Annotated in this window: 14 protein-coding genes; 4 read left to right on the top strand and 10 right to left on the bottom strand. The window is 70.9% G+C overall.

Annotated features, from left to right (window positions below):
• Positions 1–196: 196 nt before the first annotated feature.
• From BT364_RS16200 to BT364_RS16190, 3 genes are read right to left on the bottom strand one after another with little or no spacing between them, the layout of a single operon-like run.
• Positions 197–970 (bottom strand): DUF3710 domain-containing protein, encoded by a 774-nt coding sequence (locus tag BT364_RS16200; protein WP_072485878.1) that lies wholly within the window; start codon positions 968–970, stop codon positions 197–199.
• A 1-nt stretch (position 971) separates the two neighbouring features.
• Positions 972–1,505, bottom strand: coding sequence for a dUTP diphosphatase (gene dut / locus BT364_RS16195; RefSeq protein ID WP_072485877.1), 534 nt, complete (start codon positions 1,503–1,505; stop codon positions 972–974).
• Complete coding sequence (locus BT364_RS16190; RefSeq protein WP_072485876.1) at positions 1,505–2,089, bottom strand: PaaI family thioesterase; 585 nt, start codon at positions 2,087–2,089, stop codon at positions 1,505–1,507. The genes dut and BT364_RS16190 overlap by 1 nt, the downstream gene beginning before the upstream one ends.
• A gap of 58 nt (positions 2,090–2,147) precedes the next feature.
• Here BT364_RS16190 and BT364_RS16185 point away from each other — a divergent pair, with 58 nt between their 5' ends.
• Positions 2,148–2,603, top strand: a complete 456-nt coding sequence (locus BT364_RS16185; RefSeq protein WP_072485875.1) for a DUF3093 domain-containing protein — start codon at positions 2,148–2,150, stop codon at positions 2,601–2,603.
• Here BT364_RS16185 and BT364_RS16180 read toward each other — a convergent pair.
• From BT364_RS16180 to BT364_RS16165, 4 genes are all read right to left on the bottom strand, one after another.
• On the bottom strand, positions 2,600–3,601 hold the full coding sequence (locus BT364_RS16180) for a hypothetical protein (RefSeq protein ID WP_072485874.1): 1,002 nt from the start codon (positions 3,599–3,601) through the stop codon (positions 2,600–2,602). The two genes, BT364_RS16185 and BT364_RS16180, sit on opposite strands and share 4 nt — an antisense overlap.
• A gap of 12 nt (positions 3,602–3,613) precedes the next feature.
• Complete coding sequence (locus BT364_RS16175; protein WP_003965732.1) at positions 3,614–3,910, bottom strand: DUF4193 domain-containing protein; 297 nt, start codon at positions 3,908–3,910, stop codon at positions 3,614–3,616.
• Positions 3,911–4,314: 404 nt separating this feature from the next.
• Complete coding sequence (locus tag BT364_RS16170) at positions 4,315–5,544, bottom strand: sensor histidine kinase (protein WP_072485873.1); 1,230 nt, start codon at positions 5,542–5,544, stop codon at positions 4,315–4,317.
• A 6-nt stretch (positions 5,545–5,550) separates the two neighbouring features.
• Entirely contained in the window at positions 5,551–6,204 is a 654-nt protein-coding gene (locus BT364_RS16165) for a response regulator transcription factor (protein ID WP_072485872.1), read from the bottom strand.
• Positions 6,205–6,564: 360 nt separating this feature from the next.
• Between BT364_RS16165 and BT364_RS41540 the strand changes: the two genes are divergently transcribed.
• Positions 6,565–6,738, top strand: coding sequence for a hypothetical protein (locus BT364_RS41540; RefSeq protein WP_177328142.1), 174 nt, complete (start codon positions 6,565–6,567; stop codon positions 6,736–6,738).
• A 60-nt stretch (positions 6,739–6,798) separates the two neighbouring features.
• On the opposite strand, the gene BT364_RS16160 is transcribed toward BT364_RS41540, so the two are convergent.
• Entirely contained in the window at positions 6,799–7,617 is an 819-nt protein-coding gene (locus BT364_RS16160) for an inositol monophosphatase family protein (protein WP_072485871.1), read from the bottom strand.
• 36 nt (positions 7,618–7,653) lie between these two features.
• Positions 7,654–8,781, bottom strand: a complete 1,128-nt coding sequence (locus BT364_RS16155) for a ferrochelatase (protein WP_072485870.1) — start codon at positions 8,779–8,781, stop codon at positions 7,654–7,656.
• Positions 8,782–8,934: 153 nt separating this feature from the next.
• On the opposite strand from BT364_RS16155, the gene BT364_RS16150 reads away from it, so the two are divergent.
• Together BT364_RS16150 and BT364_RS16145 are read left to right on the top strand one after the other, a co-directional pair.
• On the top strand, positions 8,935–10,182 hold the full coding sequence (locus BT364_RS16150; RefSeq protein ID WP_072485869.1) for an MFS transporter: 1,248 nt from the start codon (positions 8,935–8,937) through the stop codon (positions 10,180–10,182).
• On the top strand, positions 10,139–11,461 hold the full coding sequence (locus BT364_RS16145) for a D-arabinono-1,4-lactone oxidase (RefSeq protein WP_072485868.1): 1,323 nt from the start codon (positions 10,139–10,141) through the stop codon (positions 11,459–11,461). Before BT364_RS16150 ends, BT364_RS16145 begins: the two co-directional genes overlap by 44 nt.
• Positions 11,462–11,519: 58 nt before the next feature.
• Here the strand turns inward: BT364_RS16145 and BT364_RS16140 are convergent, their stop codons facing one another.
• Positions 11,520–12,548 (bottom strand): hypothetical protein, encoded by a 1,029-nt coding sequence (locus BT364_RS16140; protein ID WP_072485867.1) that lies wholly within the window; start codon positions 12,546–12,548, stop codon positions 11,520–11,522.
• Positions 12,549–12,938: the final 390 nt, after the last annotated feature.

The following is a 12,938-nucleotide window of genomic DNA, read 5'->3' as shown; positions in this document are numbered from 1 at the left end:
AACGGCGGGCCTTTGACGGCGCACATACGTGCCCTATACGCGCCCCATACGCGCCCCTTTTGCGCGCTGTCCGGAACCCGTCTTGCGCACGGCCCGGTGCCTTCTCCCGGACGCAGAACGGCCGGTGGGCCGCACCCCCTCGAAAGGGGATACGGCCCACCGGCCGAAGCTGTGCCGGGCGGCTGCCCGTGCCCGCTCAGCGCACCTCGGTGATCTCGGGTCCGCGCTGGAGCTGGCCCATGCCACCGGAGAACTTCGAGCTCTCCTGGCTCTCCTGCTGGACCCCCTCGGGGACCATCTGGGCGTCGTTGGGCAGCTTGAGGACGACCGGGTCGCGCGGAGCCATCGGGCCCTCGCCACGGACGACCACGGTGTCCCGGAAGATCGTCTCCAGCAGCCCGGCGGCCTCCGGCTGCACGGCGCCCTGGCCGGAGATCACTCCGCGCAGGAACCAGCGCGGCCCGTCGACGCCGACGAAGCGCACCAGCTGCACGCCGTTCGTCCCGTCCGGGAGCTGTACCGGGACCTGGGCACGCAGCTCCCAGCCCAGCGGGCCCTCGACCTCGTCGATGATCCCGCCCTGCTGGGTGATGCCGGCCGCGATCTCCTCGCGGACCTCGCCCCAGATGCCTTCCTTCTTGGGCGCGGCGAAGGCCTGCAGCTGGATGGCGCTGTCGCGCAGCACCACGGTCGCGGCGACGATCGCGTCACCGGCCACCTCGACGCGCAGCTCCATGCCCTCGACCCCGGGCACGAAGATGCCGCCCAGGTCGACCCGGCCCTCGCCGGGCTGGGAGACCTCGGAGACGTCCCACGGCCCGTCCGGCCGCGGCGCCGGCGGGAGATTCACCCGACGCGAGCCGCTGGCGGCGCCGTCGGTGTCATCGGGCTCGTCGACGACCTGCTCGGCCTCGCGCGCTTCGTCCGCCACGTCCTCGGCGGAACCACTCTTCTTGCGACGTCCGAACACGTCACTGTCCTTCCCGGTCGGGTACGACCGAAGCGTAGCTGTTCCCGCCCTGGGTAATCCCGCCCCTGACGCCATCAACATCACCGGAAGAATGCCCTCCGGTGGATCCGAAGCCTCCCTCGCCGCGGGCCGAGCCGGGCAGCTCCGCCACCTCGTGGAAGCGCACCTTCTCGACCTGCTGGACGACCAGTTGGGCAATCCGGTCGAACCGCTCGAACCGCACGGGCTCACGCGGGTCGAGGTTGATGACGATCACCTTGATCTCTCCACGGTACCCGGCATCAACCGTCCCCGGGGCATTCACGAGGGCGACTCCGCAACGCGCGGCGAGGCCGGAGCGCGGGTGCACGAACGCGGCGTATCCGTCGGGCAGCGCGATCGACACCCCGGTGGGCAGCACCGCCCGCTCGCCCGGGGCGAGCACGGCGGCCTCGGTGGTCACCAGATCGGCTCCGGCGTCACCCGGGTGCCCGTAGGCCGGGATCGGCACGTCCGGGTCGATCCGGCGGATCAGTACGTCCACGGGCCGGCGCATCAGGGGTTCACCTCGAAGGCTCGGGCGCGCCTGACCTGGTCCGGGTCGGCCATCGCCGCCCGGATCTCGGCCGGGCGGCCGTTCTCGATGAAGTGGTCGACCTTCACCTCGATGAAGAGGGCCTCGGCCCGCACCGCGACGGGCCCGTCCGGGCCGCCGATCCGGCCGGTCGCCCGGGAGTAGATCTTCCGGCCGTGCACCGCGGTGATCTCCGCGTCGAGGTGCAGCACGGTGTCCACCGGCACCGGACGCACGAAGTCGGTCTCCAGCCGTCCGGTCACGGCGATCACCCGCAGGAGCCAGTTCAGCGAGCCGAGCGTCTCGTCCAGCGCGGTGGCCAGGATGCCGCCGTGCGCCAGCCCCGGGGCGCCCTGGTGGGCGGCCTTCACGGTGAACTCGGCAGTGACACTGACGCCGTCACCGGCCCGCGCCTGGAGGTGCAGCCCGTGCTGCTGTCCACCGCCGCAGCCGAAACAGTGTTCGTAGTGCGCGCCGAGGAGTTCGCCGGGGGCCGGGGCTTCGGGGTGCCGGACCGGTTTCACCGCGTCGGCCGGGGGCTTCAGAGCCGCAGATGTTCCACTCACAGGCGCAGACCTTACCCGCGCGGCTACCCGCGGGTCGCACCGTGCCAAGCTTGGGTCCATGCAGCCTTCCACCCCGCCTTTCGACGAACGACTGACCGCACCCCGTTCATGGTGGCTCATCGCCCTCCTGGTCGGCATCGCCTGCGCGCTGATGCTGCTGCCGCTCGGCACCCTGCCCCTGCTGGCCGGCCTGGCGGGCGGCACGGCCCTGTCGGCGGTCGCGGTGAGCTCCTACGGCTCGGCCAGGATCCGGGTCGTGGCGGGCGCCCTGGTCGCCGGCGACGCGCGGATTCCGGCGACGGCGCTCGGCGAGGCCGAGGTGCTGGACGGGGAGGAGGCACGCGCGTGGCGCACGTACAAGGCGGACGCCCGCGCGTTCATGCTGCTGCGCAGCTACATCCCGACGGCGGTCCGGGTGGAGGTCACCGACCCGCAGGACCCGACTCCGTACGTCTATCTGTCGACGCGCGAGCCGCAGGCCCTGGTGGCGGCGCTCACGGCCGTACGCGCCTAGCTTCCTTCTGCGGGGGGTCCTGGCGGGCCGCCCAGGGCGTTCCAGGCCTCCGGCTCGCCCGGCAGGGCCTTGCGGGGGCCCACCTGCCGCTCCAGCGGAGGCAGCTCGGGGAGCCGGTCCCAGGGGACCTGGCGCTTGCGCAGGTCCTTCCTGACCCGTTCGGCGAGTTTTCTGGTGTCGCGCCGGTTCATCACCGCGCCGACGGCGGCGCCGACCATGAACGGGACCAGACTCGGCAGATCGCGCGCCATGCGCTTCGTGATCTGCTGGCGCAGCTCGCGCTTCATCTGACCGCCCAGCGCGGCGTTGACCGTCGTGGGGTGGGACACGTCGATTCCGCGCTCCTCCGTCCAGGACGTGAGGTAGGCGGTGGAACGCTGTCCGAGCCCGCCCGGCGGGCGCTGTCCGTAGACCTCGTGCAGCTCGGCGACGAGCTTCATCTCGATCGCGGCCACACCGGTGACCTCCGCCGCCAGCTCGGCGAGCATGGCGGGCGGTACGGGCATCATCGCCGCCGCGCCGATTCCGGCGCCGACGGTGGCGCTGCCCTTGCTCGCGCCTGCGACCAGCTTGTCGGCGAGCTCCTCCGGGCCGAGGCCGGGGAACTGCTTGCGCAGGGTGGCGAGATCGCGCACAGGGATGCGGGGAGCGTTCTCGATGATCAGGTCGGCGATATGACCGATCGCTGCCTTGGCACTCTCCCCGCTCTTGCGTACGCCCCGTTTCACTGAACCCAGACGGCCTGCCCCGGTCACGGGCTCCGTCCTGTCGACCTGTCCGGCCCCATCGGCCGTGTCGACTTCTTCGGCCGCCGCGACAACTGCTTCGAGCGAGGCCGACCGGCCTCGCTCGTCGTCCCGCTCACCCGGGGAGGGTGGCAGGGCGGACCGCTCGGCAGGCGCTGCTACGCCTTCTGCCGGGCCTGTGCCGCCCTGATACGCCTCCGACGACCTCTTGCGCCGCAAGCGCCGCTTCCGGAACGGTGTGTCGCCTGCCACGGTCGGCGCGACCTAGTCGCAGTCGCGGCAGATCGGCTGGCCGTTCTTCTCTCGTGCCAGCTGGCTCCTGTGGTGCACGAGGAAGCAGCTCATGCACGTGAACTCGTCGGCCTGCTTGGGCAGGACCCTGACGGCCAGCTCCTCGTTGGACAGGTCTGCGCCGGGCAGCTCCAGTCCTTCGGCCGCGTCGAATTCGTCGACGTCGACGGCGGACGCCGTCTTGTCGCTCCGGCGAGCCTTGAGTTCTTCGAGGCTGTCCTGGTCGACGTCGTCATCGGTCTTGCGTGGGGTGTCGTAATCCGTTGCCATGTCGCTCTCCCCCTCTGGGTGTCTGCGGTGTCTCAGCGCACGTAACGCGTGAGAGGCCGGACTTGTGCCCGACCCGAGGCGGAGATTTTGCCTCACATCAAGGTCTGTTACTCAATCGACACCCAATAGGACCGCTCGGGAGCGGCCGACTTGGGTGGCGATGGGGACCGTACACGGTCCCGGTGTCGCGCTCCACGGGCGCCACCCCGTGTACTTCCCGTGATATCGGGCCCCGAAAACCCCGACTTTTGCGGGTTTTCGGGTGGCATCCCTGATCACGGAGCGTTGACGGCCATAAATTCGCTCCTGTGATCGATCACACACGGACGATCCGGGCACAGGTCCCGAAAATTCCGCTCAAAGCGAACAAAGCAATTCGAGTACGGATCGCTCCGTCCGGCCTCTCAGGCCGGCAGTGAGACACGCATCACAAGACCACCGCCTTCACGGGGCTCCGCGATGATACGGCCGCCGTGTGCGCGCGCCACGGAGCGCGCGATCGACAGACCGAGCCCGACCCCCTTGTCGCTGCCCGTTCGTTCCGTACGGAGCCGCCTGAAGGGCTCGAAGAGGTTGTCGATCTCGTACGCCGGCACCACCGGGCCGGTGTTCGAGACCACCAGCACGGCCTGGCCGCCCTGGAGCTCGGCGGTGACCTCCACCCAGCCCTCCTCGGGGACGTTGTAGCGCACGGCGTTCTGTACGAGGTTCAGCGCGATCCGCTCCAGCAGGACGCCGTTGCCCTGGACGACGGCGGGGGCCCGCTCTCCGCGGATCTCCACACCGCGCTCCTCGGCCTCGCCGCGCGTCTGGTCGATCGCGCGCGAGGCGACCTCCGCGAGGTCGACCGGTTTGCGCTCGACGATCTGGTTGTCGCTGCGGGCCAGCAGCAGCAGGCCCTCGACCAGCTGCTCGCTGCGCTCGTTGGTGGCCAGCAGGGTCTTGCCGAGCTGTTTCAGCTCCGGCGGGGCCTGGGGGTCGGACAGGTGGACCTCCAGCAGCGTGCGATTGATCGCGAGCGGTGTGCGCAGCTCGTGCGAGGCGTTGCCGACGAACCGCTGCTGGGCGGTGAAGGCCCGCTCCAGGCGGTCGAGCATCTCGTCGAAGGTGTCGGCGAGCTCCTTCAGCTCGTCGTCCGGGCCGTCCAGCTCGATCCGGCGGGACAGATCCGTTCCGGCCACCCGGCGGGCGGTGCGGGTGATCCGGCCCAGCGGCGAGAGCACCCGCCCGGCCATCGCGTAGCCGAAGGCGAAGGCGATGACGCTCAGGCCCACCAGGGCGAGCAGCGAGCGGTTGAGGAGTGTGTCGAGCGCCTGCTGCCGCTGATGGTTGACGCAGGAGTTCATCGCCGCGTTGAAGGACTTCGGCGATGCCTTCTCGGGCAGGTTGCAGACATCGCTGGTGACCTGCCCGTTGACGATCTCGAAAGGCAGCTCGCTGCCCACGTGCAGGGCCTGCGCGGCCAGCATGTAGATGATCGACAGCAGCAGGATTCCGGCGATCAGGAACATGCCGCCGTAGAGCAGCGTGAGCCGTATCCGGATGGTCGGGCGCAGCCAGTAGGGGGGCTCCTGCTGTTTGGGCTCCCAGGTGGGCTTCGGAGGCGCCGTCGGCGGCGCGGGAACGGAGGGCATCGGCCGTCAGATCCGGTAGCCGGAACCGGGCACGGTGACGATGACCGGCGGCTCGCCGAGCTTCCGGCGCAGCGTCATGACGGTCACCCGGACGACATTGGTGAACGGGTCGGTGTTCTCGTCCCAGGCCTTCTCCAGCAGCTGCTCGGCCGAGACGACCGCGCCCTCGCTGCGCATCAGGACCTCCAGCACGGCGAACTCCTTCGGCGCGAGCTGGACCTCCGTCTCGCCCCGGAAGACCTCGCGCCGGTTGGGGTCGAGCTTGATGCCGGCCCGCTCCAGGACGGGCGGCAGGGCCACCGTCGTACGCCGGCCGAGCGCCCGCACCCGTGCGGTGAGCTCGCTGAAGGCGAACGGCTTGGGCAAATAGTCGTCGGCGCCGAGCTCCAGGCCCTCGACCCGGTCGCTGACGTCCCCGGACGCGGTGAGCATGAGCACCCGGGTGGGCATGCCCAGCTCGACGATCCGCCGGCAGACGTCGTCGCCGTGCACCAGAGGGAGGTCCCGGTCCAGCACCACGACGTCGTAGTCGTTGACCTCGATGCGTTCCAGGGCCGCCGCACCGTCGTACACGACATCGACGGCCATGGCCTCCCGGCGCAATCCGGTGGCCACCGCATCGGCGAGCAGTTGCTCGTCCTCCACGACGAGTACGCGCACGGCGCTGTCCTTCCTTAGAAACTTCAGTACGTGTCGAAGCGCCCACGGTCCGTGATCCGGACATCCGTCGGCACTGGTCTGTGCGGCTCCATCCTGCCCGCAACGCGCATAAACCGGCGGTAAGACGACTCTGCCCCACCTGGGGCTCAGCGGAATTCACCGGATTTTCCGTCCAGTTGAGGTTTCTCCGGCCCCGGGCCCGGGGAGGACGAATTCACACCCGCGATCACGCCTTGAATGTGGCGTACCACAGGCCACTCCGTCCCCGGAGAGCGCGTGATCACCCGCCCTACCGCCTCCGTGCGGAGGGAAACCCCGGGCACACCCCCGTGCCACCGACCCACGATGAGGGGGCGCATTATGGACGCTTTCACCGCAGGTCTGCTGCAGCGGATCAAGACCACCGAGCACGACCTCACGAGAGCCCGGGAGACGGGCGACGACTTCCTCGCGGATGTCGAGCAGAGCGAGCTGGAGGACCTTCACCGCCTCGCCGCCGAGCACGGCGTCGAGATCGGTGCCACCAGCGTCTGAGTACGCACATGTGAAGGGCCCCTGATGCCATGACCGGCGTCAGGGGCCCTTCACGCGTGGCTAGTCGTGCCAGGCGCCGAACTCCTCCAGGAGGGCCTGCAACGGCTCGAAGACGCCCGGCGTCGCGGCGATCGTCAGATCACCGTCGGCGGGCCGCCCGGGGCGCCCGCCGGTGTACGCGCCGGCCTCGCGGGCGATGAGGTCGCCGGCCGCCAGGTCCCAGGGGTGGAGCCCGCGCTCGTAGTAGCCGTCGAGGCGACCCGAGGCCACGTCGCAGAGGTCCACGGCGGCGGAACCGCTGCGCCGGATGTCACGAAGCCGCGGGATCAGCTGCTGGGCCACGTCCGCCTGGTGCGTACGGACGTCGCTGACGTAGTTGAAACCGGTCGAGACGAGCGCCTGGTCGAGCGGCGGCGCGGGCCGGCAGCGCAGCGCGGTGCCCTCGCCGTACGCGCCGCCCGTGGCGTACGCCCCGCCGCCGAGCACCGCCCGGTAGGTCTCGCGGCGCATCGGGGCCTCCACCACACCCACGACCCGCACGCCGTCCCGTTCGGCGGCGACGGAGACGGCCCAGGTGGGCAGTCCGTACAGGTAGTTCACGGTGCCGTCGAGCGGGTCGATGACCCAGCGGACGCCGCTGCTGCCCTCGGCGCTGGTCCCTTCCTCGCCGAGGAAACCGTCCTGCGGGCGGCGTTCGCTCAGGAAGCCGGTGATCAGCTTCTCGGCGGCGAGGTCCATCTCGGTGACGACATCGATCGGGCTGGACTTGGTCGCGGCCACTCCCAGATCGGCCGGGCGGCCGTCACGGAGCAGCGCGCCCGCGCGGTCGGCGGCCTCCAGGGCGAGGTCGAGCAGTTCGGACAGGTTCGGGTCGGTCACGGCTCTCCAGGGGGCTGTGGGCGTACGGCGGGGCGCTTACGCGTAGGGGCTGTCGGCACCCGCGGCAGCGGGCTTGGGGGCCCGTGCCGGGCAGCAGCCGACCGGGCAGAGGTCGTGGCCCGGGCCGAGCGCGCCCAGCGCGCACCGCTTCCCGCTCTGTCCCCGCTCGGTGGCGGCGCGCTCCAGCACCAGTTCGCGCACGGCCGCGGCGAACCGCGGGTCGGCGCCCACGGTTGCCGACCGGCGCACCGGCAGCCCGAGCTCGGCGGCCTTCGCGGTGGCCTCGGTGTCGAGGTCGTACAGGACCTCCATGTGGTCCGAGACGAATCCGATGGGGGCCATCACCACGGCGGGCACCCCGTCCGCGTGCAGCGCCTCCAGGTGGTCGCAGATGTCGGGCTCCAGCCAGGGGATGTGCGGGGCGCCGCTGCGCGACTGGTAGACGAGCTGCCAGGGGTACTCGACGCCGGTCTCCTCGCGCACCGCGTCGACGATCAGCCGGGCGACATCGAGGTGCTCGGCGACATAGGCGCCACCGTCGCCGTGCGCCTCGACGGGGCCGGAGCTGTCGGCGGCCGAGGTGGGGATGGAGTGTGTGGTGAAGGCGAGGTGCGCCCCGGCCCGTACGTCCTCGGGGAGGTCGGCCAGGGAGGCGAGGACGCCGTCCACCATGGGCGTCACGAAGCCGGGATGGTTGAAGTAGTGCCGCAGCTTGTCCACCCGGGGCACCGGCAGCCCCTCCGCCTCCAGGGCGGCCAGTGACTCGGCGAGGTTCTCGCGGTACTGCCGGCAGCCGGAGTAGGAGGCGTAGGCGCTGGTGGCGAGGACCGCGATGCGGCGGTGTCCGTCGGCGGTCATCTCGCGCAGGGTGTCGGTGAGGTACGGCGCCCAGTTGCGGTTGCCCCAGTACACCGGAAGGTCCAGTCCGTGCTCGGCGAAGTCCTTGCGCAGGGCGTCCAGCAGGGCTCTGTTCTGGGCGTTGATCGGGCTGACGCCGCCGAACAGGAAGTAGTGCTTGCCGACCTCCTTCAGCCGCTCCTCGGGGATGCCTCGGCCACGGGTCACGTTCGCCAGGAACGGGACCACGTCGTCCGGGCCTTCGGGGCCGCCGAAGGAGAGCAGCAGCAGGGCGTCGTAGGGGGCGGGATCGCGCAGATCGGACATGACACCGATCCTGCCACTCGCCTCGGACAGCCCTCCCACCGACATCGGCTCCGGGACCCACCCCCCTGTCGGACCGACCGCCTCGACCGTAAGCTGTATCGGCTACCTACACGTATTACAGGCGCGTGCGATCACGCTGTTCCGGAGCCCTCCTTGCCCAGTCCCTACCGCGCGATATTCGCCGCCCCCGGCACCAAGGGGTTCTCGGCGGCCGGATTCCTCGGCCGGATGCCGCTGTCCATGATGGGCATCGGTGTGGTGACCATGATTTCCCAGCTCACCGGCCGTTACGGCCTCGCCGGCGCGCTCTCCGCGACGCTCGCGATGTCGGCGGCGGTGATCGGGCCGCTGATCTCCCGGCTCGTGGACCGGCACGGGCAGCGCCGCGTTCTGCGTCCCGCCACCCTCGTCGCGCTGGCGGCGGTGGCCGGGCTCCTGATCTGCGCGCAGCAGCGGCTGGCCGACTGGACGCTCTTCGTCTTCGCGGCGGGCGCCGGCTGTGTGCCCAGCGTGGGTTCGATGATCCGGGCCCGCTGGGCGGAGATCTACCGCGGTTCGCCGCGCGAGCTGCACACCGCGTACTCGTGGGAGTCGATCGTCGACGAGGTGTGCTTCATCTTCGGGCCGATCATCTCGATCGGGCTGTCCACCGCCTGGTTCCCGGAGGCGGGGCCGCTGCTGGCCGCCGGGTTCCTGCTGGTCGGCGTCCTCTGGCTGACCGCACAGCGGGCAACCGAGCCGGTTCCGCATCCGCGCCGGGAGCACACCGGCGGCTCCGCGCTGCGCTCCCGGGGCCTTCAGGTGCTCGTGGTGACCTTCGTGGCCACCGGTGCGATCTTCGGGTCCGTCGACGTGGTGACGGTGGCCTTCGCCGAGGAGCGGGGCCACAAGGCCGCGGCGAGCCTCGTGCTGGCGGTGTACGCGCTGGGGTCCTGCCTGGCCGGAGCGGTCTTCGGCCTGCTGCACCTCAGGGGGAAGGCGTCCACCCGGTGGCTGGTGGGCGTGTGCGCGATGGCCGTGAGTATGATCCCCCTCCAACTGGCCGGGAACCTGCCGTTCCTGGCCGTGGCGCTCTTTGTCGCGGGTCTCGCCATCGCACCGACGATGGTCAGCACCATGGCCCTCGTCGAACAGCACGTACCGCGCACCGAACTGACCGAGGGCATGACCTGGACCAGCACCGGGCTCGCCGTCGGGGTGGCGCTCGGCTCATCGGCCGCCGGCTGGGTGGTCGACGCGTCGGGGGCCGAGGCGGGGTACGTGGTGCCCGTCGTGTCGGGAGCGCTCGCGGCCGCGGTGGCGTTCCTGGGGTATCGCCGGCTCAGCGGGCCGGTTCCTACGGAAGGGCGCGCGGAAGATGACCGACACCGACGCACGGACGACGACGAACGCGTGGCGTAACTGGGCGGGGAACGTCACCGCCCGGCCGGTACGGGCCGTGTCCCCCGCCTCCGTTCCGGAGCTGGCCGAGGTGCTGCGCCGGGCGTCCGAGGACGGTCTGCGGGTGAAGCCGGTCGGCACCGGGCACTCCTTCACCGCGACGGCGGCCACCGACGGCGTGCTGATCCGCCCGGACCTGCTCACCGGCATCCGGAACATCGACCGCGAGGCGATGACGGTGACCGTCGAGGCCGGCACCCCGCTGAAGCGGCTGAACACCGCCCTGGCCCGCGAGGGTCTCTCGCTCACCAACATGGGCGACATCATGGAGCAGACGGTCGCGGGCGCCACCTCGACCGGCACCCACGGCACCGGCCGTGACTCGGCCTCCATATCCGCGCAGATCCGCGCCCTCGAACTGGTCACCGCCGACGGCACGGTGCTGACCTGTTCCGAGAAGGAGAACGCCGACGTCTTCGCCGTCGCCCGGATCGGGCTCGGCGCACTGGGTGTCGTCACCGCGATCACCTTCGCCGTGGAGCCCGTCTTCCTGCTGACGGCCCGCGAGGAGCCGATGACCTTCGACCGGGTCATGAGCGGCTTCGACGAGCTGGTCGCCGAGAACGAGCACTTCGAGTTCTACTGGTTCCCGCACACCGGGAACTGCAACACCAAGCGCAACAACCGCAGCGCGGGCCCCGCCGCCCCGCCCGGAAAGCTCAGCGGCTGGATCGAGGACGAGCTCCTCTCCAACGGGATCTTCCAGGTTGCCTGTTCGCTGGGCCGGGCGGTACCCGCCGCCATTCCGTCGATCGCCAAGCTCTCCAGCCGCGCCCTGTCGGCCCGTACCTACACAGACATCCCGTACAAGGTCTTCACCAGCCCGCGCCGGGTCCGCTTCGTGGAGATGGAGTACGCGGTGCCGCGCGAGGCCGCCGTGGAGGCGCTGCGCGAGGTGAAGGCGATGGTCGAGCGGTCGCCGCTGCGGATCAGCTTCCCGGTGGAGGTCCGTACCGCCCCCGCGGACGACATCGCGCTCTCCACGGCCTCGGGCCGCGAGAGCGCGTACATCGCCGTCCATCTCTACAAGGGCACGCCCTACCAGGCGTACTTCACGGCGGTCGAGCGCATCATGACCGCCCACGCCGGGCGCCCGCACTGGGGCAAGGTCAACACCCGTGACGCCGAGTACCTCGCCGGGGTGTACCCGCGCTTCGGCGAGTTCACCGCCGTACGCGACCGGCTGGACCCGGACCGGCTCTTCGGCAACGACTACCTGCGCCGGGTGCTGGGCGAGTAGCGCCCGCCGGTCCTGAGCGGCTCCGCGCGCCCCGGGCGCCACGGGCGCGCGGGGCCGCTCACTGCCCGGTGTCCGTGCCTGTGGTGGCGCCGTCGCCCTGTGCCGGGGCCTCGCCGCCGCCCGCGGGGGCCGTGCCGGCGGAGGCGCCGTCGCCGGGCGCCGCCGGGGAGGAAGCGGTCGGCGGGGACGGGCTCGTACGGTCACCGGTGCTGCCGGACTGCGTGGGGCTGGGTGTCGGATCGGCCGGGGAGCGGTCGCCCTCGCCGGAGTCCGGGTTCTGGCTCGCGCCACCCTGCTGGTCCGTACCGGGCGTCGTGCCGCTCTCCTGGCCCGGCGTCCGCCCCTGACCGGGGTCGGTGGTCGTCGACGGCGCCGGATCGTCCGACCCGGAACTCCGCTCCCCGCCGCGCACGACGGAGCCGACGGTCGTGCCCTGACCACCGCTCAGATCGTTGCCGGAGATCAGCTCGTACGTGGTGATTCCGGCCATCGTGAGGACGAAGACCACGGCCGCCCCGAGCGCCGACCGCTTCCAGCCGCGGATCCGGGTGCCGTGCGTGGTGGCTTCGGAGAACTCCTCGTCCGGGTCCGGCCGCCCCGTGGTGAGCAGCTGGGTCGCGTCGAGGGGCCGCAGCATTCGCGTACGGTCCGGATCGTCCGCCCTGCGCAGCACGGTCGTGGCGTCCACGGCCGGCATCACCGTGGTGGCGTCCGTGGCTCCGTCGGGAGTGCCGGAGGTGGCGCGGGAGGGCGTTCCGGCCGTTGGCCGTCGCGTCCTCTTCTTCGGTACACGCGCACCGCAGGTCTCACGCGTATGCACGGTCACCTCGCGGCCCGGGTGCTTCACCTGGACCGTGACCTCACGGATCTGCTCCCCCGTGCGCCGGAAGAAGTGCTGGAAGACCGAACCGCCGCAGGTGGCGACGACGCTCATCACTCCGGCGCCGAGGATCGTGCCGTACACACCCAGCTGCGACGCCGCCACCGCTGCCGCGACCGCTGCCACAGCGCTGCCCGCCACCTGCGGCAGGCTCAGATCTATACGCCTTTCTTTGGGTTCTATGTCACTTTCCGGCTTCTGCACCATTTCCAGCCCTTGATTGACATCTCTCCCACCATGCAACAGGAAGGGACATTTGAGCGAAGTGATTGGTTCCGCTTCGGGGGATTCTGTGAAGCAGGACACCCGTGAAAGGTGCACCGCCCCCGGCCGGGTAGCCCAACTCCCGCACCTCAGGAGAACTTCGACGGCGCGGCGGTCCACCCTGGTGGCCCGAATGGAGTACTGTGGCGAGCCCTGGGGCCGGACTCCCGTACGGGTGTCCGGGATCTTCGGGAGGGGGCCGAAGGAGGCACTCGATCCGGCGGCGCCACGGCATCGCACGGGGACTGGCTACACGAAGCGACCAAAGGTCACTTTATGTTGCAGAATAGGTCACCGTGTCATACCGGCGATCAAGGGCTCACGCCCGACACG

The organism is Streptomyces atratus (assembly GCF_900119365.1).
In the GTDB taxonomy this organism is placed as follows: Bacteria; Actinomycetota; Actinomycetes; order Streptomycetales; family Streptomycetaceae; genus Streptomyces; species Streptomyces atratus_B.
This window is presented reverse-complemented; position numbering and strand designations above follow the sequence as displayed.